Source organism: Bernardetia aquimarina (assembly GCF_042180575.1).
Taxonomy (GTDB): Bacteria; Bacteroidota; Bacteroidia; order Cytophagales; family Bernardetiaceae; genus Bernardetia.
Genome location: NZ_CP170094.1, coordinates 1,737,279 through 1,762,639 on the forward strand (window position 1 = coordinate 1,737,279; position 25,361 = coordinate 1,762,639).

Here is a 25,361-nt window from a genome sequence, read left to right on the forward strand (position 1 = left end):
CACAGAGGTTAGAGTTTAGAGAGAAATACAAATACAAATTTCTTTATTAAACACAGAGTTACAGAGAACACAGAGAATGAAATGAAATTGCATTTTGAAATTAACTGGTAACTGATTACTGTTCACTAGTAACTGTATATAAAGTTCCTTGTGCTTTCTGCATATCAATTTTGGCAACCATTGCATCATATAAAGCTGAATAGTAATTTGTTTGAGCTTCTTTGTATGCTGTTTCAGCTTCCACAACTTCCAAATTTGAACCTACACCTTCTTCATATTTGATTTTGGTTACTCTAAAAATTTCTTTGGCTAACTCCATATTTTCTTCTTGAAATTTGAGTTTGTCAATGCTATTTTTGAGTGTAATTTGTGACTGAGCAACTTGAAGGTTTACTACTCTTGAAAAATCACGCATCTGATTTTCTGTTTTCAAAAGTCTAAATTTTTCTTGTTGTACTAAGTATTTTTTCTCAAAAGAATCAAAAACAGGAACATTCAAACTAATTCCGAAAGACCCATTAGCTACCCATCTGTCACTTGCAAAAGGAACTAAATCTTTCGTTTCTGCTGAACCCATATTTGCACCATAATTTGCAAAAAATGAAAGTGTAGGCAAATAACGAGCTTTATATTCTTTGATTTGAAGTAAGTTGAGTTCTTTTTGAGTTTGGAGTAATGAAAATTCAATGCGCTGTTCTGGATTTATTTGAGCAACTAACGCATCAGATTCATTGATTTCTAATTTTTCTAATGAACCACTAACAGTCAGTTTGTCTTCCTGTTCTAATCCCATCTGAAATTTGAGAAGCATATCACTAAGTTCTATCAAACGCTCAAAATTCTGAATTTCCATTTTGATATTATTTGAAGAAACTTTTAGTCTATCAGCATCAATTTTTTCAGCAAAACCATTTTCATAAAGAGCCTTTGTTTGTTGATAAACAGTATCAAGTCTGTTGTAATTTTGCTTTAAAAGCTCTAAACGTTCTCTATTAATAAGAAGCGAATAATAGGCTTTACTGACTGATTCTGCAATTTCTATTTTTGACTGTGTGATTTGTTTTTCAGAAAGTTCTGTATAAGTAGAAGCAGCCTTCAAACCTAGAATATACGAACCACTAAAAACAAGCTGTTGTACTTCGATTTTTGATTGTCCTACATATTGAGGTTGAAATTCTACACCTACAAATGTCCCTTCTGGAGCTTGTGGATTCAAGATTTGAGCAGGCAGAAAGTTTACAGGAACTTTGTAATTATCAATCAAAGAAAGTGAAGCATTTACTTGTGGCAATCCGATAGAACGAACTTCTCCTACTTTTGCTTTAGCAATTTGATTGTCTAATTGTGCATTTTTCACTTCTACACGGTTTTCGATGGCATATTCTATACATTGTTCTAGTGTATAGTTTTCCAAATTTTTAGTGGTAGTAGAATTTTGGGTATTTTCTTGTGCTTTTAAATCACTTCCAAAAAGGAAAGTTAAAAATAAGACAGAAAATAAAGTTAAAAATCGATACATTATAATTAAGTAGTTGATTGAATAATTAAAAATAGTTGAGTAGAAATCGTTGCTTAATTGAAAAACTCTACACTTTCTAGTGCTTTTGTTAGTGTATGATGTCCTTCAATAGTTACAAGACCATATAAAAAATGCTTGAAAATTTGGAACTGTACGTCTCCGATATTATATGTTTTTTGAGAAAAAACTTGAGGATTAAAGATAGATTCGACTTGTGCCATTCGCATTCTTGCAATTACTTCTGGGTCAATATCTTCTCTATATAATCCTTCTTCTTTTCCTCTTTCCATATTTGCTTTTATTCCCTTAATAATTTTTTCTTCTTTGTGCCTTAAAAACATTTTCCATGCTTTTGGGTAACTGCGCTGCAAATCCAAAATCAGAGAAGGATGAAAATTGAGAAAAAACTGTCTGTTGTATTCCATAATTTTCAAAACTTGGTCAATCGCATTTTCAGCTTTTTGAGAAGCCTCTTCCATATTGCAATGCTCATTTTCAAGTTGATGTTCGGCACAGAGATAAACTAATTCTGCTTTATCTTGAATGTATTGATACAATGTTTTTTTAGACATAGCAAGTTTGCTGGCTATATCGTCCATTGTTACGCTGCGAAGTCCGTACGTCCAAAAAAGTTCTTGTGCTCCTTCTACTATTGTTTTCTTAACAGCTTCAAATTCCTGCAATTCTTTTTCGTTTGACTCTTTCGATTCGTCTTCTTGATTTGATGTATTATCTAAATTAGATATGTCCATTTTAGTAGTTCACTCCTTATTTATTTTATTAGTTTGAAAAGTTTAAAATTCAGTCTAAGTCTTTAGCTCTGAATTTACACTTGCAAAACTATGGAAACTAAATCAATTTTCAAAGTTTCCTGCGTTTATGGAGTTACTAACGTTTCTTATTTTTTTTAGTTTAGATTTTTGGTGTGAAAGTGTGTTAAAAAAAATAGCATAAAAAAACCTATTTCTATTAAAAATAGGTTGGCTTACTCTAAACTATGGGCAAAGCTTTTGCACAAACACGAAAAAGTTAAAATAGGTTCATTAAAATCAATCCAACAAACCTAATTCTTTGGCGATGTCGTGGGTAAGTTTGGAGAGGGGGCGAAGGTGGAAATTTTCTTCTTCCATAATTCCGTTGGAAAGATGGCGAATTACGTCTTCTCTATTTCTAAAAAAAGTGCCTTCGTATTTTTGGAATAATTCATCAATATACGAATCTGGATAAGTAACTTGTTTTTGGATAAGTTCTAAAATTTGGTCTTTGTGTGAACTGTACAAAGATTGTAGTGAAAAACATTTCAAATTAGATTTTATAATGTCATCTTTTAGATTAAGTCTTATTTCAATGCTATTTTGGTCATAATAGAATTTTGAATCTTTTATTTTTAAATGAAATTTTAAAAGTTCTTTATTCCAATATCTTTCATCATACGGATTTAAGTCAATTTTTTTAGATGATTTTACATGATTACATACTTTACAACTTGGAATTAAATTGTAAAAAGAAATTGCTAAAAAAGGAAATTTCTCCTTTGGATGAAAATGGTCTATTTCGGAAGTTCTCTTTCTAGTTTTCTCATCAATATTTTGAATATAATTACGATTACAATAAGGACAAACATCAATGCCTAATTCTTTTACTAAATGATAAGCATTGTAGGGATTGTTTCTTGTGCCATATTGAGTAGTTGATTTTGCAAAATCTTCATATAGTTTTTTTAATTTTTCAATTTCAGAAGAATATTTTTCTTCTTTTAATTGAACTGCATATTTTTCTAATTCTTGAGGTTTTGCCTTTACAAGAGTTTCAAATTTTACATTTCTATCCTTACACCATTTCAAAACATTTTCATAATCTGTTTTAGAGAAATCAGTAATGTCTCTTTTTGATATTAATTCCCAATGCCTTTGCGCTAGTTTCTCTAAATCTCTATGTTGTATTGGAATCATTTTATTCGTGTTTGTAAACTATTGATAGTCTTTTTAAAATAAAACTGTCGGACACTTTCAGAAGTGTCAGTACAGTTCAAAACCTAACTATCTGACACCTTGAAGGTGTACTGATAGAGTATTTTTAGCATTTAAGAATCAGTACCATTATTATTTTCTAGTTTTCCGATTAACTAATCCACGCAATTTTCTTAGTTCTTTTTCTAATCGTTCTATTTTATCATCATGCTCATCTACTTTTCGAAGGCGTTTGCTATCCAAAAGTTTTTGCAACATCGTTTTTACAATCGGTTCTCCAATCATTGAAATAATTATTTCACAATGTTCTATTTCTTCTTTTTCTAGTTTTGACTTATCTAATAATTTAATTACTTCATCAATTTTATCTTGTGCAAAAGTGCCTGTAAGTCCATCTTTCATGAAAAATGAATTAGTCAGCAATGTATGAATATTTGCCCCAAAAGTCTGTTTCATTGCTGTTGGTTGAGCTACAATACATTTACCATCTGCCCCTTTCTCCAAAAAAATAACATTCTCTTTCGGCAAATCAGAAACCAAAAAAGGAGAGTGAGAAGTTAGAATAAGTTGGATTTGTTTGTTTGGGAATATCTTTGGTAAAGTATCAAGCAAGATTTTTAAATACTGCTTTTGCCATTGGGGATGTAAACCTAATTCGCCTTCGTCTATAATAATCATTATACTATTTTTAGTATTAGATTTCCCTAAATTCTGAAATGTAGAAAGTTGAAATAAAAGAGCATCTTCTCCTCTACTTAAATGTTGAATTTGATTGTCTTTTTTTAAATCGAAATCAAAAAAATAAAAATTATTATCATATGATTCAATAAACTCTTGTGTATATTTATCTTCTATGTAAAGAGTTAAACATTTATTTACATTATCATAGTTCTTTTCTTCTAAGCTATCTATAATTTCAAATAGAGAAATAATATATTTAAAAAAATCAAAATGACGTTTAATATTCAAATCTTCGAAATACAATAAATAATCTTGTATATAAGTCCTATAATTGACTATATCATTTTGCTTGTTTATGATATATCTTGGGTCTAGTATAAATTCAAACTCTTTTCTTTCATTTTCAGAGAGAATGACAGTATCATTAAATATCTGAACTATTACCATGTGAATTTTTGTTGTCATTAATTCATATAGACACATAAAAATATATTCTTTGTACTCAATAAAGTTATTGGCTCTGTTTCCCCGATTCTCTAAATTTATTTGATGGATTAAAGGTTCAAATCCAGAACCATCATATTCCATAGATTCTTCATCTAACTTTCTCATTATATCTAATAGGTCTATGTTTTTTACATTTACATTTAAAGAATCTATTTCTAGTATATTATTTTGTATTAGAAAGTTTACTTGAAAAAATACTTTTTCACTATTTAATCTACGATTATCTTGTAATAATTCAGCACTATAAGCATCATAAAGTTGATTCACAGATGTTTGAACCCATTTAAAATTAGAATTTCTATTAATATCACTAGGTGTGGTAAAGTATTCATATTTTAAAATAGAATATTCTATTGAATGTAAAACTGAACTAAAAATTGACTCAACTTTTATTTTATTGTTAATTATTTTTACTTGCTTATTTTTTTTAACGATTTGAATGTAAGAGTATTCATTTGTTGAATTTATACTTAGAAATTCCAAAACCGAACTCTTCCCTGCTCCATTCTCCCCAACAATAGCCGTAACATTTGTTATTCCATAATCTGTATTTTTTGTTGTTTCATCTTTGAAAAAATCTTTATAAAATTTTTTTTTATCTTCTCGTTCTTTCAAATCCATTTTATCCTCTAATTTTCCACCAATTACTTTTCCTTCTTCATCAAAATCAGTAGGAGTAAATTCGAATTTATACAACGGACTAAAATTAAATCCTTGTCGGTAAATATTTTTATAATCTTCAATCCAAAGATAAAGGAGTTCCATAGTAGTTTTTTGAGTAAGAAGTAGCGTTTTAGGAATAGAAAACAAGATACAAAACATAAATACTCAAACCTATAAGGTTTCCAAAACCTTATAGGTTTAAACCAAAAAAAAACCTATCTCTACTAGAAATAGGTTTTGTCTATATTCAAAATGAAAGAATCAAAAATTAAAATCTATATTTTCAATTTTTCAGAACAGTCTTAGAATTTTTTAGAACCATCAGTTTGCACCACAAAACGCAACGTATAATGTCTTGAATCTTCAAGAGGTGCAGTAGTTGGGTCAGCAGGAGCATTTTTGTAATAACTCACAATCTCTACTTTTGCATATTTTTCGTCAGCAGTACGGATAACCAAAATTTTTCCTGCAATCGGACTAATTACATGAGTAGTTGGGTCGTAATTGTACCAACCTTTTCCAGAACCTGATGTAATAGCTAAATCAGTAGGAGAATTATCTTGATTGAATGTTTGGCTTTCAGGAATTTCTTGTAATTCGTCAAAAAGACCATCAAAAATATATGCGCCACCTTGTCCTGTTCGGATTGCGCCACCGTTCACAATGATTGTAGAACCTCTAAAACCAATATCCCATTTTGTAGAAGCACTATCTGTGTTGGCAATAATTTTATTTTCACGCAAACTAAAAAGCGTAAAATTTCCAGTCGTTCCCATTGGCATTCCTGTTGTTGGGTCAATCTGAATTGGGTCTGCAATAATATTACTTGCTGTTTCTACTGTCAAAGGTTCTGGAGTTGGGTCTTCATTATCATCATCCTTACAAGAAGAAAAAATAAAAAGACAAGTTGCTAAAAGTAAGATTACGTTTAAAGAGAAAATTTTCATGGCTGGTTAAAATTTGAGTTGGTTGAAGTTAATGTAAAACAGACATCCCTGTCTGTTGGAAAAATAAAAGATTGTTTTTTTCACAGACTAGGAAGTCTGTGGTACAAGAATGCTAAGGTTTTATCCACAAAAGAGGTTTAAATTTTTTGTATTCTTTCGCTATCAGAATAATATTAATTGCCAAAAAACCACCTGTTTGGAAGAGTTCGGCTGTGTCATTAGGTTCAAGAAAAAAATGAAATAAGAAAATATGTAGCGTAATCGGAACAAGCATAAGCGCACCTACAAAGCTCATATAGTGGCTCAGAATCATCAAACCAAAAACGATTTCACAGATTCCTAAAAGCTGCCAAAAATAACCTGTTTGTTTCATTCCAAAAATGTAGTTTTTGATAACAAGTATATTTGGTTTTTCTCTAAGTTTTTGGCTGCCTTCTGTTTCAATTTGCGTAATCATTTGGGTAGGTTCAGGCAATGGTTTTGCAAATTTTTGATAGCCACCATAGAGCATTATTCCTCCCAAAATCAGACGAATAGTGATGAAAAAGATGTTTTTGATAGTTTTTGAGTTCATTGTTTTTTTTGTTTGTTAGTTCAAGCGTCGACGCTTGAACTAGATATAATAATTATTTTTTTTGAATTAAAAACTGCATTCTTACCCACAACAAACGCCCTGCAAGTGTTGGAATAAAACTTTCGTCTTTATAATTAAATAGATTATCTGCTCCGATTTGCAGATTGAGTTTTTGTTTTAAAAATTGTTTTCCTGTTGAAATATTAACTGTTGTATAGCCTTCGACATATTCATTTGGCGCATCTAAAATCAAATTTCCGTTTCGGTCGCCAAAACCGTATTTACTTCTATAAATGGCTCTGATATTTGCCGAAAAACCATGTTTTGAATTTTGATAAAATAATTTTGTATTTGCCATGTGGTTGCTTCTTCCCATCAGTCCACCATAATCTGATTTTGAAAGACGCTTTGTTTCTAGTGTTTCAGGATTTCTAGCAAAATAATTTCCGTCTTCTATTTCACTTAAAACCGTTTTGTCCTTGGCTTTTAAGTATTGATAACCTGCCGAAAAAGTAAGCGAAGAACTAGAATTTGAAGAAGGAGAAAGAATTGAATAACTCAGTTCTGTTTCCATTCCTTGCGTAAAAATGCTATTGAGATTTGTATAGCTAAATAAATTCTGTCCATTTGTTTTGCGAGCCACAACTTGCGTTTCTATCAAATTATCGACATCATTTCTGAAAAAATTAGCTTTCAGAATTAGTCTTGGTATTGGCGTATATTTTATTCCAAGATTATAAGAAACAGAACTTTCTGCTTTTATTTCTTGAATATCATCAGGATTTAATACCACTTCTGCTATTTGTCCTGCTTGTTGTAAATCTGCAATACCTTGTTTTATTTCCTCTGTTCCAAAGACAGAATACCCCACAACATTATTCGTAAAATTGAGATAAAGTTGTCTAAAATCAGGCGTTTTGAAACCCATTCCTGCCGAAGCTGTCAGACGAATTTTAGGTGAAATTTGATAATAAGAGGCTATTTTTGGACTTAATTGATTTCCATAAATAGAATGTGAATCAAATCTAGCTCCCAATGTAATATTAGATTTATCACTAAGAAGAAACTCATGTTGAGCAAAAATATAGTTGGTTTGAAGGCGTTTTTTATCTGTGTAACGAGTAGAACTTACCGATTCATTGACACTTCCAACACCTGCTGTCAGAAAATGCTTTTCATTGAATGAATAAACACTTTGAAATTCTGGACGAAGAAAAGTCTGGTCAAAAAAAGTTTCATCATAGACAGAATTATCATTCTCATAAAGAAGTTTCGAATCTGTTTGATAATTGGAATAATAAAATCTAAAATAAGTACGCCATTTTTTTGTAACTCTCCAATCCAAATTAGTCAGCATGTTATAATCATTAACTTTTCCATCACCCGAAACTTGTTCTTCTCCTACTTCTGTGCTTGCACCAAATCTTGATTTTTGACTTTCTTCAAAATACCTTCCTGAAACTGAAAGACTTATTTTATCACTAAAATTATATTTGATTTTACTCTGAAACGTATAATTATGAAATGGTTCAACAGTTTTTCCATAACTATTTGGTGTAAAATCATACCCATTACTTCCATACCGATTAGCAAAAGCTGTAATGGCTAATTTTTCTTTTTTGGTCTGAAAGGAAAGAGCCAAATCGCTTGTTTGATTTGTTCCATAACGAGCCGAAATACTTCCTTCTGTACCTTTCGGATTTTTTGTGATGATATTAATAACTCCTGCCAACGCCTCTGAACCATACAAACTAGAACTTGCTCCTTTAATAATTTCGATGCGTTCGATATTTCCTACTGCAATGCGTGAGAGTTCTAAAGTTCCTGCTGTTCGTCCGATTATTGGTTCGCCATCAATCAAAATAAGCGTATAATCTGGGTCAAAACCTTGCAATTGAACGCCTTGTCCGTGTTCTTGAAGAAGAGTAAGTCCTGTTTGTTCTTGCAAAACATCACTCAATCGCAAACTTCCCATCTGTTGAATTTGCTCTTTATCAATGATTATCATGGGAATAGGAATTTCTGAAAGCAGTTTTTCACTCCGAGTAGCTGTTATGACAACCTGCTCCAAGTCTTCTGTTTTGATGTTTGCCTCATTGTTCTTCGTATTATTTTCTAAAGTATCTGACTCTATTTCCAAGTGCTTTTTATTGTTTTTTTGAGCATACAAATTATGATTAAAAACTGTTAAAATAATTAAATATAAAAGAATAGAAAGAGTATTTTTTTTCATGGCTATTGAAAAATATCAGTAGTAATTTATGGTTGTGAAAAAATATCAGTAAGATTCATTTTTTCTAAAAAATCCAATCAAATTATGCTAAATCCTTGATTTGCAGAATTATAATGGCTATTAAAGCCTTTTTGGTTATTTTTAATGACACAAAATTAAGTTTATTTAGACTAATTACAAATAAATATTGAAAAATTTAGCGAAATAATTTTTATTTAATCTAAATAAGAATAAATTTGCACCATCAAACACTGTCTAAAGCAGTCAATTTGATGATTTATTACTATTGTTTATTTTTAATACAAAAAAATACTTTTATGAAAAAGAAATTTCTCTTTTCGACGGTTCTATTCCTATGCTTATTTTCTAGTGTGATTTTGAGTGTTGCTTTTACTTCTCCTTCTGATAATGACCCAAATCCAAAGGACAAACAAGCTATTAAATCTATGTGTGGATGTTATGAGGTAAGTTTTGATTTTGCTGAAACGTTTGCATCAGATACAAGCTATCAGTTTCATGACAATTATACAGCAAGTGCTTTGGAGTGGGTTGAACTAGTGGAAGAAACTCCTACTTTTATTTCTATGCAACATCTTTTGATTGCTAATGATACTATGATTATTAAACATTGGCGACAAGATTGGAGCTATGAAAATACAGATTTTTACATGTATGATAAGGAAAATCAATGGAAATTTGTGCAAAAACCAAAATCAGAAGTAGCTGGACAATGGACACAAAAAGTATTTCAAGTAGATGATAGTCCACGTTATGAGGGTTCTGCAAGTTGGGTTCATGTGGATGGTCGTCAGTATTGGGAAAACACTACAGATAGTCCACTTCCTAGAAGAGAATATACAAAACGCAAAGATTATAATGTAATGATTCGTAGCAATCGCCACGAAATTACAAATGAAGGCTGGTTGCATGAGCAAGACAACGATAAAGTTTTGCGTGTAGATAATAAAGCAGATTTTAAGATTGCTAGTGAAAAAGGAATGAATATCTATAAAAAGGTAGATGATTCTCGTTGTAAGTCTGCTAAAGGTTGGTGGAAGGAAAATAAAGATTTTTGGGAAGTGGCTAGAGCAGAATGGAATACTGTTTTTGCTAAAAACAAAGACTTAAAACTTAAAAGAGTAGTTGATAAAAAACCTTTATTTATGCACCTTTTTCCTTTAGATAAAACGCAAACAGATAAGATACAGCCTATCATTTCAGAATTTGTGGAAGAAAATTAAAATAGAATTACTCGGTAACTAATTTATATTTTTGTACAACAAAAAAACCTATTGCATTCAATGGAATAGGTTTTTGTTTTTTAAGTAATTTTCAGTAAACAAAGAACAACCGAACTATTTACTTTTTCTTTTGAAGAAAAATACGTACTTTACTATCCAATTCATAAATAATGTATCAAATGTAGATTTTTTGCGTAAAATCAAATAAATTTCAAAAAAAATGATGTATTGATTTTATTTCTGTTAATTTTTGTTTAGTTTCGCTATTGATACTTTACTCTAATACTAAATATTATAGAGGTTTATCTTTAGAAACTAAATATTAGGATACATCATCTAAATAATCGTAGTGTTTTGTCGAAAAAATAGTGAATCTTATCCGATTTATGATGATTTTCGAAGAAAAGATAAGGTATTTGATACTACATTAAAGTATATTTGAATTATTGGAGTGGAACTAATAAACTTAATTTGAACTCAATTTTGAGTTGAGTTTTGAGTTTCAGTTTTTTTCAAAAAAATTATATTTAATTCTAGATTCTAGGCGTATGGATAACGATTTCGTCATATATGATTTTTACGACCAAATGCGTAAACATCAAACGTTGCTGGCTTTTCAAGGAGTAGTTTCTCAAGATTTGCTCTCTCGTTTGGCGAGTAGTTTGAAACGCAAAAGTTCTCAAGAAGACCCAAATATTGGTCGTAAGATATTTGCAATATTTATTGAGCTTTCTCAAAATGTAAGCCTTCATTCCATAGAAAAATCATATTCTATAAAGGAAGACAAACCTATTGGTGTAGGTTATCTTTTGGTAAGTGAAGCTGATGATCATTTTTTGATTTCTTCATCCAATTTAATAGAAAATTCTGTATTAGACCACGTCATGGAACGTTGTCAGTACATTAATTCTTTAGATGATGATGAATTGAAAACATATTATAAAGAACAACGTCGTGCACCTCAACGTGCTAACAAACCTGGTGCTAATATTGGTCTAATCGATATGGTACGCAAATCCAATAACCCTTTGATTGGAGAAGCATATCCACATCCTGATTACCCAAGCCAGTCATTTTTAACTATTACTGTCAGATTAGATAAATAAATCATAAAACTTATATAATTTCGTATGGAAAACTTCCAAATCGAAGGTGAAAACTACATCCCTACTGTTAATTTTAATGCTGAAACTGGAGCTTTAGAAATCTCTGGTGAATCGTATCACGAATACACTATTGAATTTTTTCAGCCCATTTTTGAATGGCTAAATAATTATTTAGAGCAGGAAGGAAGAACAATTGTTTTTAATTTCAGAATGACCTATTTTAATACATCTTCTTCTCGTCGCTTCTTAGAAATCTTCGATTTACTTGAAGATTATAGCAAATCTAAAAATGGTAACGTTACCGTAAATTGGTATTACGAAAAAGACGATGTTGATATGCTTGAAAGTGGCGAAGAATATGCTGAAGATGTAGATTTAGGCTTTAATTTGCTTTCTTACTAATCATTGAGAAAACATTGAGAAAAGAAAAATTTTAGGAATATTCTTAATCCTTCATGTAATTTTTATTCTCTTGGCTCGTATATAACAAAATTAACCTTCTTAACTATAAATTTTAAGAAGGCTAATTTTACTATATTTATATCTTCTATTGAAAGAAAGGAATTTGAAATCCATTTTTTTGTAGTAGTGTGTTAATACGTATAATAGTTTGGTTGAGGTATTTTTTTTGTTCACCTTCTATATTATTTTTTATCGCAGAATGAAATTCTAAAAGAAGTGAGTTTATTTTTGCAATATCTAGTTTTCCTTTAATTCGTTCTGCAGAAAGCAAACATTCTACCATCGAAAAAAGCCTTTCCATTACCATTATATCACTCTTTCCATAATATAAAATAGGAGAAATATATCTGTACATCAAATTATAGAGTGAATAAGTTTCTTCCCAAAGACGTATTTTTTCTTCCTTATCTGTATAACAATAAACACCTTCCCGAAGAGCTTTTTCTACAAAAAGTAAAGTCATATAATTAATTGTTCGGATAGCTGTTTCGGGGTCATTTATACCTGGACTTAATGCTTTTGTTGCTATTTCACAAAGCTGTTTGACTCCATAGACATAATTATCTTGGATATATTCATTGTCATAAAAGACAAATTCTTCTAAAATCTCATCAATAGCCTCTTGGCTTATTTTTCTATTTATCTTCAATAAAGGTGTTCCGATAACTAAAAATGCACCTTCCTCTAATTTAATAAAAATCTCAAGGTCATATTTTTGGGCTAATTTGACAACCTTCTTTCTATTACATTCTCTAAAGTAGCCACTCTGATTGCTAAAAACTGTTTGCCAGTCAGAAACCTTATCAAAAACAGTTTGATAATCTTGATACTTACTAACTTCTTTTGATTTCAATTCATTAAATGTCTTGTTATAAATCAATAAAATAATATTATCTACTTGTACAGATTGAGAAATAGAATGAATAAAGTAAATAAACAAAACCAAAGATAAAACTCCAAAACACATTCCTATAAAGATACTTAATTGAGGAATATGAACCTCATCTTCTATTTTGCCTATATTTAAAATAAGTAAAAGACAATATAAAATTGTTCCTAGATAAGTACCCAAAACTACTTGATATGATTTATTTGTCAAAATACCTGGAACGACACGAGGAGAAAAAGCCGTAGCTGTTTGATTCAAAACCACCATTACCATTGAAAAATTAAAGACCATCAATGAAATAATACCTCCAATGAAGGCATTCAGCACAAAACGAGCATTGTCAGTTCCTGTTACTAAAGCAACATTTAAAATTTCTTTTAATTGCTGACTTACTGTTGAGTTTTCAAAAGTCATCATTGAAATAGAAAGCCCTACTGAAAAAATAGCCATTAAAGAGGGTAAAAAAATAATACTATTAATAAGAGCTAAATACGTCTTACGAATGTATTGATAAGGTCTTTTGAACATAAAATTGAAAATAAAAAAAAATTGTGTTTGCTAAAACAACTCTATAAACCTAAAATAGTTATACTGACTCTTAATGGGTTTCAAAAAAACAACCTTATCAGAACGCCCCAAATGTATCAGACAATGCACTTGATAACTGTACTAACTCCTATAAAGTAAAGTATAAAAATTTAGCTTTGCTGACTTATCAGTTCTAAAAGTATTTTGATTGAGTCTGAGAAAAAATGATAAAAACACCTTCGAATCAAAAAATATAGAAAAGAAAGTGTATCTTGTTTTTTATAAAAAACAAATTAGTTAGGCAATTTGAATTTTCCTATATGATTTACCAAATCTCCTCCTAAATATAAATATCCATTATGTTCTTCTATTGAACTAGACTCTGATACTTTTTTTCCTGTTGTATCATAAAAAACAGTTAAAATTTCACCTTTTTCACTAATATTCATCACAATACCAAAAGGTTCTTGTTTGGGTTGAAGCCATAAAGGAACACCGTAAAGCAACTTTTTCTTGCCTGTATGAGGATGTAAATTGTCTAAAAGTTCATTTCGTATTGTTGTAAACCCTAACCAAAATGAGCCATCTTTTCGTCTTGCGATTCCATTAGGAAAACCAATTAAATTGTCTATAAAAACATCTGTTGTGCCTTGCTTTTTACCTTTGATCCAATAACGCATCACTCGGTATTTTGCTAAATCCACCATTAATACAAAATCTTCATCTTTTGAAATTGCAACACCATTACCAAAAAAAGCACCATCTATTAGTGTTTTGACTGTTTTGGTGGTGGGGTTATAAGAATAAAGTCCTCCATCTGGCTGCATCTCTAAAATAATTTTACGAGCATGAAGACGTGAAAAATTAATGGTAGAAGAAGTATTTGAAAAATAAATAATTCCATCAGAAGCAATATCTATATCATTAGGAATCAAAAAGGGACTATTATTTTCACTTTTCGAAGCCAGAATAGTTATTTTCCCTGTTTTATTGACACTAATTAATCCTCTTTCCAAATCACAGGCGATTAAATTTTCCTCTTTATCAAAATGCAATCCTGTAACCCAAGAATCAGTTTTACAAAAAACAGTTACTCTACCTACCGTATCTATTTTTAAAATTGCGCCATCAGAAAAATCTGTTTTTTTGCGATGAACACCACAATATAAGTTTCCTTTTTTATCTACTGCAATATCTTCTGCACCATACCAGCCCTGTAAATCTATCCATTCAGTAGATTGCAAAATTTCATTTTTGGCTAATTTTCCCTCAAAACTAGGGGCTTTAGAAGGAAACCAAGCATTAGGTTTTAAAGAGCAGGCTTGAAAAGTAAAATTGACTAAAAAAAATACGAGTAAAAAAAGAGGCACACTAAAAAGAATTTTTCTCTTGTTCATAATACAAATGATTTAAAGTTTGATGACATAAATAATCATGACAAACTTCTCATTTTTGAAGTCCATTTGCATTGACATTTGTTAAGTAATGAGGAACTGCCCTCTAATTCTACTCAAAGATTCGGCTTCTATTCCCAAATAACTTGCTAATTGTTTTTGTGCTACTCGTTGAACAATCTTTTGATGATAGGTAGTTATAAACTCTAAATACCTTTCTTTGGCAGTTTGAATTTGAAAATTATATGTTCTATTTTTGATACATAAATAATTTTGTTCTGCCAACATACGTCCAATTTTCTCAAATTTAGGATTTTGTTCGTATAACTGAAGTAGCTTTTGATAGGAAATAGCATATACGTCTGTTGCTTCAATCGCTTCTAAATATTCCATAGAAGGTTTTTGAGTAATAAGACTTTCAAATGTGGAAACAAACTGACCATCACAGGCAAAATAAGTAGAAATTTCTTTTCCTTTATTTAAGTGAAAAACACGTAACAAACCATTTTTAATAAAAAAAATAGACTTTGCAACTTGTCCTTGTTGGATAAGTAATTGTTTTGCATCAAATTTTTGAGTTTGAATGATAGTTTGTAAAAACTCCCATTCAGCATCATTCATTTTTATAAATTGATTGAGATAATTATAAAGTTCTTTCATTTTTATTTATTATTGTTTTAAATCACTTCATTTTTTTATTCAACTTATAAATCAATAATTGTTCTAAAATTAAAAAAATGAAATCTGCGAAGTTATCTATTAAAATTACGTCCTACCTACTCATTTTATTTTACTATTTTCGCTATTGAATTTCTTGGGGAGTTGATTTTACTTTATTCTTCTTGCTAGAATCTTCTTTTGATATTCTTCTATTTTTCTTTTCTCTATTTTCAATTCAAATTACTCCTAAAAGCTCAAATTCCCTCTTCTCCAAAATAGAAAAGAAGGAATTTTCATAAAAAAATCTATCAATAACTTATATAAAAAGTGTACTAATAGATTCTTGGTCGTGAATTTTACGAATAGCCTTTGCAAACAAATCAGCCACAGACAATACCTTTATCTTGTCTGATTTTTCTTTTAGTGGAATGGTATCCATAACAGCAAGTTCTAAAAGAGGTGAGTTATTGATGTTTTCATATGCTTTTCCAGACAAAACAGGGTGTGTAGCAATAGCACGAACCGAAACAGCACCATTATCTAATAATACTTGTGCAGCTTTTGAAATTGTCCCTGCTGTATCTATAAGGTCATCTACAATAATCACATTTGCACCCTCCACATCGCCAATCACTTGCATAGAGGCAATTTCATTAGCTCTTTTTCGGTGTTTGTCACAAACTACCATATCTGCATGAAATTGTGAAGCATAACTTCTAGCTCTAGCTACCCCTCCTACATCAGGAGAAGCAAAAACCAAATTCTCTATTTTTAAGGATTCAATATAAGGAATAAAAATAGCTGTTGCATACAGATGATCAACAGGAATATCAAAAAAACCTTGAATTTGTCCTGCATGCAAATCACAAGTCATGATGCGAGTTGCACCAGCAGCAGAAATAAGATTGGCTACCAGTTTTGCACCAATAGCCACACGAGGTTTGTCTTTTCTATCCTGACGAGCATATCCAAAATAAGGCATTACTACTGTAACTGAGCCAGCCGAAGCACGCTTTGCAGCATCAATCATCAGCAAGAGTTCCATTAGATTATCAGCAGGTGGAAAAGTCGATTGAACAATAAAAACATCTGCACCACGAATAGATTCGCTATAATTAGGACAAATTTCTCCATCACTAAAAACTTGAAGATTATGCAGCCCTAAAGGTTTTCCAAAGGAATGTGCAATTTTTTCGGCTAAATAATGAGAAGCAGAGCCAGCAAAGATTTTGACAGAATTCATAGAAGTAGGAACAAGAAGTATAGAAAAAGATTTAAGACAAAAATAACGAGCCTAAGCAGTAAATTCAAATCAAAAGCTATTTTATTTTAATTTTTTACACTTACTTCGTTATTTTTCTTTATTTTTCAAAGAAATAGCCTTAAAATTTGAAGGTAAAAAAATAACACTTCTTTATTAGAGGAAGTGTTACTTAATATATTTATCATCTTAGCTATTCAAATAGCTTCATCAAACTAGCTACCTAAATTCTGTTGGACAAACAACTCTATTAATGGTAAAACTAAGTGAAATTCCTGTGTAGTAATACATATCTTTTGTAAATAAATTGGTCATCTGGAACTTACCTACACTACTTACTTCTTCTCCACTACCATCTTGAATCATTCCATCAATAGCATCTGTAAAAGTAGGTCTTGCACCAAATTCAAATCCTAGATTGTAATTATGTGCCAACATATACTTTATTCCTACACCAATAGGTAAAGTAAACTCTAATGCTTTAGGTTGATTATCAAAATAATTACTGTTTACAGAAATATGTGCTATCGAACCTCCTAGAAAAATATAAGGAGAAAGACGGTTGAGTTCACTCATGGCTCTATAATCTCTAAAATTATACTCCATTCTAGCTGAGGCTTCATATATATTTGCTGTAAATTTAGCTGCCCTTTGTTGATAAAATGGATCTTTTGATTTAGTTTCGTCAGCTCTTAGTATGCCTGCCATTGCACCAAACCGAACCGAAAAAGCAGGTGTAGGATTAAGACGAATAAAAAACTCTCCTGCTGGGCGAGCATTTTTGAGTTTATAAGAAGGTGAAACGTCTCCTGTATAATTTGTTGTACCTATACCAAAGCCAAACTCTACGTCTTGAGCTTGAGAAAAAGTAAAAAGTAATATGAAAGATACTACTAAAAGAAGTGATTTATAATTTATAGACACCATAATATCTGTTATCGTAAGTTTTATTTCTTAATTAATTAGAACGCTCTTTTTCAGAGCTTCATTTTTGAATTGACAAATTTACAGCCATTTACTAGAATAACCATCAAAAATTATAAAAAAAGTGTACAAGAATCAAATCTTGTACACTTTTGAAAAATATTCTTTTATTGCTTGAAGTTATATTACTGATTCTTATTTAAAACGAACAGGACAACGAACTCCATGAGGAGGAATAATATAAATCAAATGAAATCCTGTAAGCATATAAACGTCATTATCATTTTGATTTCCACGAATACTTGGGTCTATATAAGGGTCACTTCCAAAACCATCAAAAGTATTATAAACATTTCCATCTACTCCTGTATAAGTATATCGGTTTAGCAGTCTATAAAGCTCACCATTACCAGCCATTTCAGCCAGTTTTTCAGGTCTATCTCCTTCTAAAGAACGGTCATGAAATGCTTTTGCAAGTTCATCATCTCCAAAGACACCTAAATCTACATAATTACGACTTACATCATCTAAATAATCTGTAAGAAGAAAACGGTAAGAAAATTCGAAGGCAATATCTACACGATTAGATAGTTTTTTACGAATACCAAAACCTAAAGGAATAGCAATTTGTACTTTAGAGTATTTTTTACCTAAATCTCTAGTAACAGAATCGCCTCGTATAACGGTAGTATAAGAGCCACGTCCTTGTCCTTCTGTTCCAAGAGGTTGTAAATCTGTCCATTCATCAACTCCCCAGTCAGGATCACCACCACCAATTTTAGTCGGAGGAGCTTTTGCTTTTGGTGCGTGATAAAATACAGCCAAACCACCCATTACATAAGGCACAAATTGTTTTGGACGCTGATAAAATTCTTTATTTAAAAGTTCGCTACCCATCAAATCCCAACGAAAAGTTGTATTAAGTTCGAAAACATCATTTCTAAAATGAGCATTACGAATATAACGATACATATCATGTGGACTTGCTGGATCTGCAGTTTCTTCGTCAGAACTTAGGAGTCGTCCCCAGTTTAATCCTAGGCGAGCTGAAAATTGAGGTCGGAATTTTTTCTCAACAAAAATTCCAATATTTGGACGAGTAAAGCGTAAATCTGTACTCCAAAAACTAGGCTTTGGCACAATATCTCCAAAATAGTTCATTGCATTGACGTTTAAACCAACACTTACATACTCTCGGCGTTTTGTCCATACCCATTGATGGTTATGAGGTCCTCTACGAGGAGTTGTTTTTTTGTAGTAATATTTATTTCCTACTTGTGCCTGAACTTCTTCAGTTGCTAAAAAAGCGACACCAAGTAAGGTAAATAAAAATGTAAAAAGAATTTTTTTCATAGAAACAAATTTTAAGGCAAGCTATAATTAGTAAAATTTAGGTCATACTATTTGATAAGCAAGACAAATGTATAGAGCAATTTTTAGAGTATTAGATATGTGAAAATCAATTTCAAAATAAGCTACTTGAACTATCTAAATTGAAAAACAAAATTGCATTTTCAAAATTTTATTATTGAATAATGTAGAATAAATAATTGTTAATCGAAGTATCTATCTACTAAATAAACTCAAAAAATGTCAAAAAATTTTATCTACCTTATCATTAATTGGTATTTATTAATCTGACTTTTTATTTATCAGTAAATCAAATTACCTAACTGATATAAAAAGGTAGTAAAACTATTGTTTTTTTACAAAAATACACAAAAATTATGCTACCACTTCTAAAAAATAAAAAAATAAGGGTAAATACTATGTTAAATTTAAAATAAAATTTTCTCTTGCTTTAAGTTTATAAACAAAAAAATTCTTATCTGTAAACAACAAATAAGAATTTTTTTTCAGTCTAATTCTTTTAACTTTTAGACATAGAGTCTTCTATCATATCAGATTGTCCTGTTTCTTGAGCATAAGCCTGTTTGATTTTCTTTACACCTTGCAAAACACTTGCTGCACTCAAGCATAGAATAATAGCTGTATTTAGACGATTGCCCTTATTAAATGCATCTTTTTTTAATATTGCTTGTCCGAAAGCTACTAATCCTGTTACGGAAGCAACTGCTCCAAAAGCTCCTTTGTACATTGGTTTTTGGTGTAATTCTCCTGGCAAAAAACGAATAGCTGTTTCTGCTCCACTAACTGTTGAAGTGATGGTTTTTAGAGTTCTCTTATCCATAAATATAGTTGAAAAATTGAGTTAAAAAAATGTATATCTTGTAATTATTTATAATTATCCAACGTCCTTTTAATCAAATTGTTTTCTAACAAGTACACTATTTAGATAAGAGAAAATTTTTATTTTAACCCAAAATAGTTTCGAAATCATCGTTATACTCACTTTTTCTTAGCAAGTCAAACGCTTCATTTGTTTTGAAGAAACCAATCGTATTTGGATTTAATTCAGTAGCTTCTTCTATCGAAACAAGAGCTTTCGAAAAATCCTTTGCTTCTGTTTGTAAAAGAGCTAAACCAACCCACGCCTCCCAAAGAGGAAAACTTTTGCGTTGTTTTGGCAAGTCAATTACTCGTTGATAATAAGTAAGTGCATACTCATTTTTCTCTAAATCTAATTGTAGTTTTGCCATTTCCAACAAAGCATCATCAAAATGAGGATGTATTTTCAAGGCTGCTTCAAAAGACTCTTCTGCTTTTTCGTTTTCATTTATCTGTCTGAATGCCAAGGCTTTATTAAGGTGTACTCTCTCTGGTCTGTTTTCAGTCATTCTTAGTGAAAGAGCAAAATCAAAATACGAAATAGCCGTTCTAGGTTGTTTCATATTGAGCATTGCAGTTCCCATATTCAAATAGGTATCGCCTTTTTCAGGAGTAATTTGAGAATAGGCTTTAAAATTATCAAAAGCACCTCTCCAATCCTGAAGCTGCATATATGTAAGTCCTTTTATATAAAAAGCAGGTGCAAAATCTGGATTTTCTGTTAGAGTAATTTCTAATTTTTCTAAAGCAATATCGTATTTTCTTGTTTCGTAGGCTTTACATGCCTCATTATAAGACGCTGGAATTTCTTGTGGCTGCATAAAATGAATATGATTCGATAAATAATTTCAAATAGAGTGCAAATTTAAGCAAAAAAAAGTCAGCTAGACCAATTTTGAAATATACTCTTTCAATAAAAAAGGATTGCAAAGTTGTTTTTAATTTTACTTTACAATCCTTTCAAAGAGTAATACGTTTTAGAAAAAACAGTTTTTAAATTCCTAACTTCTTAAATCTGTCTTTATACTTCTCACTTTATTTTTTCACGACTACTTGGAAAATATCTTCAGAACGTTGTGCTATAAGTGCATTTCCTAATCCTGTAAAGTTATTTAGAGTTTCGGTATCATAATTTTTGATTGTAATAAGTTCTAAATTGTCCAAAACAGAAAGTTCAAAATCATTACTCAACGATTCTTTCAAAGAAGCTAGTTTTCTTTCATCATTATCTGTACAAACAGAAAAAGAAGTAGCCGAAACTTGTAATAAATTGATTTTGATAGTATAACGATTGAGTTCAGAATGAATATAAGCCAGTTGATTACGCTCATTGATAGCAGCCAAATCTTTAGCCTTAAAAAGAAGCATACGTTGATTTCCTTTTACAATAATTGACGGAATAGATGGTTCTGTATCAAAATTTCCAATTCTTGTTCCTTCTATATCTGCGTTAATAAATGAACGAACATACAAAGGAATTCCCTTTGCAGCTAATGGACGAATCGTTTTTGGGTGAATAACAGTTGCACCATAATAAGTCATTTCGGCAGCATCAGAATAATTGATTTGTTTGAAAAGACGAGTATTTTTTATTCTTTTTGGATCAGCATTCAAAATTCCAGAAACATCTTTCCAAATAGTAACTCCATCAGCTTGTAAACAATATGCAAAAACGGCAGCCGTAAAATCTGAACCTTCACGCCCTAAAGTTGTTGTTTTTCCTCCGATTGTTCCTCCAATAAAACCTTGTGTCAAAACAAAACGCTGTTCTAACATTGGCAAAAGTTCGGCTCTAATAAGCTGCTCTGACCATTCCCAGTCTATTTGTCCTTCTCTCCAACGTTCGTTTGTCTGTACAAAACGACGAGCATCTACCCAAAGACATTTGTCATCATGTTCTTTTTTGAGATATTCGGAAAGAATAGCCGAAGACATAAGCTCTCCAAAACAAATTACTTGGTCGTAATGCTTATCCCAGTTAGGTTCGTCATCTTTTAGAGTTGCTTCAAGTTGAAAAATATATTTTTGAAGGATTTTATAGACAATTTTTTCACGTTCTCCATCAAAAAGTTCATCAGCAAGAGCATAATGATAGTCTTCAATTTGTTTTAAAATCTGTTTAACTTTGTCATTCTGCTCATGTTTGGGTTTCGATTTGGCTGCCTTAAAAATATCTTCCAAGTGATTTGTTGTTTTTCCCATAGCAGAAACAACAATAACGAGTTTGTCTTTTTTGTCAATAAATGAGCGTAAAATAGTACTTACATTTCTGACAGCAGGGGCATCTTTTACAGACGCACCACCAAATTTGAATACATGTAGCATAGGTGAAATTACGGATTACGAAATACTTATTCTGCGAAACTAATTACGAATTGTAAATCATATTATATAAAACGTCTTTTATAGCGTTTTGAAAATTAAAATAAAAAATTGAAGTGCAAAGAAACGAAGTAGGATAGACTTAGGCAACTATTTAAACTTTATTCTAATTCTTTCAAGCGTTTCATGGCATATTCATTTCCTGTCTTGGCAGCTTCTTTATACCAAAAAACAGCTTTTTCTATATTTTTCTCTGTTCCTTGTGCATTTTCGTACATATAAGCTGTATTGATTTGAGCTAATGTATAACCTCTTTTTGAAGCTTCTTCATATAATTGTAATGCTTTTGACCAATTTTTTTCTATTCCTTCTCCATTATAATAAAAATTTCCATACTCAAAAAAAGCAATAGGATTGTCCAACAAAACTGCTTTTTCAGCATAACTCATTGCTTTAACATAATCTTTTTCTACACCCAAACCTCCTTTGTAGATTTGAAGCAAATTAAGCATTGCGATAGGTTCGCCTTTTTCTGCACAAATTTCAAAGTAATGACGTGCTTTTTCAAAATCTTGTTTGGTTGTGTCTGTTAAATAAATTGAACCCAAATTATTTTGAGCAGGAATATGATTTAATTGTGCAGCTTTTTCGTACCAAAATATAGCACTATCTATATTTTGAGTTACTTCTAGCCCCTCTTCATACATCATAGCTAAATTAGTCATTCCATATTTTTCATTGCTCTCAGCAGCTTTTCGAATATAGATTAAGGCTTTTTTCAAATCTTTTTCTACATATTTTCCGTCCTTATACATATTGCCCAAGTTATTATAAGCTAAAGCAAAATTTTTCTGTGCAGCTTTTTCATAATACTCAAATGCTTTTCTGTCACTCTGTTCTATTCCTATTCCCTTTGAATAAGCATATCCTAAATTATTCAATATAGAATCCGTTTTATTTTCTGTATTTATCCATTTTTTGACAAGTTCTTTTTTCTGTGTTTCTGTTCTTGTTGTCCAATCAGTTTGAGCAAAAACTTGGCTTGTTGAAAAAATAAGAACAAGCAAAAATATAATTTTAGATAATTGTTTCATTAGGTATTTTTGTAAAAATAAAGCACAAAGAAATGAAGTAGAATAGACTTAGGCAAGTATCTGTCTATTAAAAAAAGTGTGAAATTTTTGAACGCTCTTTAGGTTTTGGATTTTAAGTCAAAACTTCAATGTTATTTCTCTAACCATTCTAAAGCCTCTTTTTCATTATCAAATAACTTTAATTGAAAAGTAGTGTCTTGTAGGTCATTTTCCATTTTCATAAATTTAGCAGAAAATTTAGCCAAAATCTCGTCAGCCACAACATGAGCAAGTTTTACCAACCCTGCTTCTGTAGCTTGAGGTGTCCATCTTTTAGCAATCCATTCATTGGCTTCGTCCCAACTACCCTCTAGTTTTTTATTATCATTTAATATTTTTGTGGCTTTATATTTTTTAAAAAAAGACAAACCTAATAAAGCAGCCGTCTTTATATCTTCAATAGGCAAATACTTACCTATCCAAACAGATTTTACAATATTTTGGTCTTTCAAATACTCCACAGTATAATAGACATCTCCTTGTTTGTTTTTTAATTCTTGCTTCATAGTAATTAGGAATTGAGAAATAGGAAGAGAAAATAAGGGTAGGAAAAAAACAGAATACGGAAATAACAAATAGGGAATAGAAAAGTTTTTACTTCTCTAATCCCCATTTTTTTATCCCCATTTTTTTAGTACTACTCTCAAAGAATTACTTCATAGAACCAGTCATTTCAGCAGGAACAACCCACTTATCAAAATCTTCTGAAGTCAAATATTCTAATTCTACAGCAGCTTGACGCAACGTTTTGTTTTCTTGGTGCGCTTTTTTGGCAATTTTAGCCGATTTTTCATAGCCAATATGCGTATTGAGAGCAGTAACAAGCATCAACGAATTTTCTAAGTGAGTTTGAATAACCTCGTGATTTGCTTTTATTCCAGCAGCACAATTATCTGTAAAAGAAACACAAGCATCACCAATCAAACGAGCTGACTGAAGTACATTTGCAGCAATCAAAGGCTTAAAAACATTGAGTTCGAAGTGTCCGTTTGAGCCACCTACCGAAACAGCGACATCATTTCCCATGACTTGAGCGCAAACCATTGTAAGTGCTTCTGGCTGAGTAGGGTTTACTTTACCTGGCATAATAGAAGACCCTGGTTCGTTGTCTGGAATAATAATTTCGCCAATACCACAACGAGGTCCCGAACTAAGCATACGAACATCATTTGCAATCTTCATAAGCGAAACGGCAGTACGTTTCAAAGCTCCTGAAAGCTCAACCATTGCATCGTGAGCAGCCAAAGCCTCAAATTTGTTGGGTGCAGTTACGAAAGGCAAACCTGTAAGATTTGCAATTTTTTGGGCAACTAAAACGTCGTAGCCTTTTGGAGTATTGAGTCCAGTTCCTACGGCAGTTCCTCCCAAAGCTAATTCTTTTACCATTTCTAGTGCATTTTTGATACAGCGCAAAGAATTATTTAATTGCTGAACATAACCAGAAAATTCTTGTCCTAAAGTAACAGGCGTAGCATCCATAAAGTGAGTACGACCTATTTTTACGATGTCTTTAAACTCTTCTACTTTGCTTTGAAGTGCATCACGTAATTTTTCAACTCCTTTGATGGTGTTTTCTGTTACCAATTTGTAGGCTGCAATGTGCATTGCCGTAGGAAAGGTATCATTTGAAGATTGAGATTTGTTTACATCGTCGTTTGGGTGCAATGCTTTTTTATCATCTGTCAGTTTTCCACCTTGCAAAACGTGTCCACGATTAGCCACTACTTCGTTTACATTCATATTTGACTGTGTTCCCGAACCTGTTTGCCAAATTACTAAAGGAAATTCGTGGTCTAACTTTCCATCTAAAACTTCCTCACAGGCTTTTCCGATAAGGTCGCTTTTTTCTTTTGCCAAAACACCTAGTTCTGTGTTGGCTTGTGCAGCAGCTTTTTTGAGATAGGCAAACGCATAAATAATTTCTTTTGGCATAGAAGCCTCATCGCCTATTTTGAAGTTGTTACGGCTACGCTGTGTTTGTGCGCCCCAGTAGTTGTCGGCAGGAACTTTTACTTCGCCCATTGTATCACGCTCAATACGAAAATCTGACATAATAGAGTTGTTGTTTTATAAATTAAGTCGTCAGTGAGGACACTGACAACGACAAAATTTTAAGTG

The 25,361-nt window shown here is 31.2% G+C and carries 22 protein-coding genes; 3 read left to right on the top strand and 19 right to left on the bottom strand.

Annotation, left to right across the window (positions count from 1 at the left end):
- Positions 1-115 precede the first annotated feature (115 nt).
- From ACE193_RS07215 to ACE193_RS07245, 7 genes are all read right to left on the bottom strand, one after another.
- A complete protein-coding gene (locus ACE193_RS07215; RefSeq protein WP_375562331.1) occupies positions 116-1,519 on the bottom strand; it encodes a TolC family protein in 1,404 nt (467 codons plus the stop codon).
- A gap of 53 nt (positions 1,520-1,572) precedes the next feature.
- A complete protein-coding gene (locus ACE193_RS07220) occupies positions 1,573-2,271 on the bottom strand; it encodes a TetR/AcrR family transcriptional regulator (protein WP_375562332.1) in 699 nt (232 codons plus the stop codon).
- Positions 2,272-2,568: 297 nt separating this feature from the next.
- A complete protein-coding gene (locus ACE193_RS07225; RefSeq protein ID WP_375562333.1) occupies positions 2,569-3,471 on the bottom strand; it encodes a hypothetical protein in 903 nt (300 codons plus the stop codon).
- A 150-nt stretch (positions 3,472-3,621) separates the two neighbouring features.
- Positions 3,622-5,442, bottom strand: coding sequence for an AAA family ATPase (locus ACE193_RS07230; RefSeq protein ID WP_375562334.1), 1,821 nt, complete (start codon positions 5,440-5,442; stop codon positions 3,622-3,624).
- A gap of 200 nt (positions 5,443-5,642) precedes the next feature.
- On the bottom strand, positions 5,643-6,287 hold the full coding sequence (locus ACE193_RS07235; RefSeq protein ID WP_375562335.1) for an HmuY family protein: 645 nt from the start codon (positions 6,285-6,287) through the stop codon (positions 5,643-5,645).
- A 112-nt stretch (positions 6,288-6,399) separates the two neighbouring features.
- On the bottom strand, positions 6,400-6,861 hold the full coding sequence (locus ACE193_RS07240; RefSeq protein ID WP_375562336.1) for a DoxX family protein: 462 nt from the start codon (positions 6,859-6,861) through the stop codon (positions 6,400-6,402).
- Between the two features lie 52 nt (positions 6,862-6,913).
- Positions 6,914-9,094, bottom strand: a complete 2,181-nt coding sequence (locus ACE193_RS07245; protein WP_375562337.1) for a TonB-dependent receptor plug domain-containing protein — start codon at positions 9,092-9,094, stop codon at positions 6,914-6,916.
- Positions 9,095-9,411: 317 nt separating this feature from the next.
- Here ACE193_RS07245 and ACE193_RS07250 point away from each other — a divergent pair, with 317 nt between their 5' ends.
- The 3 genes from ACE193_RS07250 to ACE193_RS07260 all read left to right on the top strand — a co-directional run bounded on the left by ACE193_RS07250 (position 9,412) and on the right by ACE193_RS07260 (position 11,843).
- Entirely contained in the window at positions 9,412-10,335 is a 924-nt protein-coding gene (locus ACE193_RS07250) for a DUF6607 family protein (RefSeq protein WP_375562338.1), read from the top strand.
- A 548-nt stretch (positions 10,336-10,883) separates the two neighbouring features.
- Entirely contained in the window at positions 10,884-11,441 is a 558-nt protein-coding gene (locus ACE193_RS07255) for a SiaB family protein kinase (protein ID WP_375562339.1), read from the top strand.
- Between the two features lie 24 nt (positions 11,442-11,465).
- Complete coding sequence (locus tag ACE193_RS07260) at positions 11,466-11,843, top strand: DUF1987 domain-containing protein (RefSeq protein WP_375562340.1); 378 nt, start codon at positions 11,466-11,468, stop codon at positions 11,841-11,843.
- A gap of 145 nt (positions 11,844-11,988) precedes the next feature.
- Here the strand turns inward: ACE193_RS07260 and ACE193_RS07265 are convergent, their stop codons facing one another.
- From ACE193_RS07265 to fumC, 12 genes are all read right to left on the bottom strand, one after another.
- Positions 11,989-13,320 carry a DUF2254 domain-containing protein gene (locus tag ACE193_RS07265; RefSeq protein WP_375562341.1) on the bottom strand — a complete coding sequence of 444 codons (1,332 nt, stop codon included), beginning with the start codon at positions 13,318-13,320 and terminating at the stop codon, positions 11,989-11,991.
- 293 nt (positions 13,321-13,613) lie between these two features.
- Positions 13,614-14,717: an SMP-30/gluconolactonase/LRE family protein gene (locus tag ACE193_RS07270; protein ID WP_375562342.1), complete on the bottom strand. Its 1,104-nt coding sequence runs from the start codon at positions 14,715-14,717 to the stop codon at positions 13,614-13,616.
- An 81-nt stretch (positions 14,718-14,798) separates the two neighbouring features.
- Positions 14,799-15,374 (bottom strand): Crp/Fnr family transcriptional regulator, encoded by a 576-nt coding sequence (locus tag ACE193_RS07275; protein WP_375562343.1) that lies wholly within the window; start codon positions 15,372-15,374, stop codon positions 14,799-14,801.
- Between the two features lie 316 nt (positions 15,375-15,690).
- Complete coding sequence (locus ACE193_RS07280; RefSeq protein ID WP_375562344.1) at positions 15,691-16,617, bottom strand: ribose-phosphate pyrophosphokinase; 927 nt, start codon at positions 16,615-16,617, stop codon at positions 15,691-15,693.
- Positions 16,618-16,854: 237 nt separating this feature from the next.
- Complete coding sequence (locus tag ACE193_RS07285) at positions 16,855-17,562, bottom strand: DUF6089 family protein (RefSeq protein ID WP_375562345.1); 708 nt, start codon at positions 17,560-17,562, stop codon at positions 16,855-16,857.
- Positions 17,563-17,754: 192 nt separating this feature from the next.
- Positions 17,755-18,912: a DUF6089 family protein gene (locus ACE193_RS07290; RefSeq protein WP_375562346.1), complete on the bottom strand. Its 1,158-nt coding sequence runs from the start codon at positions 18,910-18,912 to the stop codon at positions 17,755-17,757.
- A gap of 517 nt (positions 18,913-19,429) precedes the next feature.
- Positions 19,430-19,750, bottom strand: coding sequence for a hypothetical protein (locus ACE193_RS07295; RefSeq protein ID WP_375562347.1), 321 nt, complete (start codon positions 19,748-19,750; stop codon positions 19,430-19,432).
- Positions 19,751-19,874: 124 nt separating this feature from the next.
- Positions 19,875-20,609, bottom strand: coding sequence for a tetratricopeptide repeat protein (locus tag ACE193_RS07300; RefSeq protein WP_375562348.1), 735 nt, complete (start codon positions 20,607-20,609; stop codon positions 19,875-19,877).
- 214 nt (positions 20,610-20,823) lie between these two features.
- Positions 20,824-22,113 carry an aspartate kinase gene (locus tag ACE193_RS07305; RefSeq protein ID WP_375562349.1) on the bottom strand — a complete coding sequence of 430 codons (1,290 nt, stop codon included), beginning with the start codon at positions 22,111-22,113 and terminating at the stop codon, positions 20,824-20,826.
- 158 nt (positions 22,114-22,271) lie between these two features.
- Entirely contained in the window at positions 22,272-23,204 is a 933-nt protein-coding gene (locus ACE193_RS07310; RefSeq protein ID WP_375562350.1) for an SEL1-like repeat protein, read from the bottom strand.
- Between the two features lie 131 nt (positions 23,205-23,335).
- A complete protein-coding gene (locus ACE193_RS07315) occupies positions 23,336-23,749 on the bottom strand; it encodes a hypothetical protein (protein ID WP_375562351.1) in 414 nt (137 codons plus the stop codon).
- A 145-nt stretch (positions 23,750-23,894) separates the two neighbouring features.
- Positions 23,895-25,295, bottom strand: a complete 1,401-nt coding sequence (gene fumC / locus ACE193_RS07320) for a class II fumarate hydratase (RefSeq protein WP_375562352.1) — start codon at positions 25,293-25,295, stop codon at positions 23,895-23,897.
- Positions 25,296-25,361 lie beyond the last annotated feature (66 nt).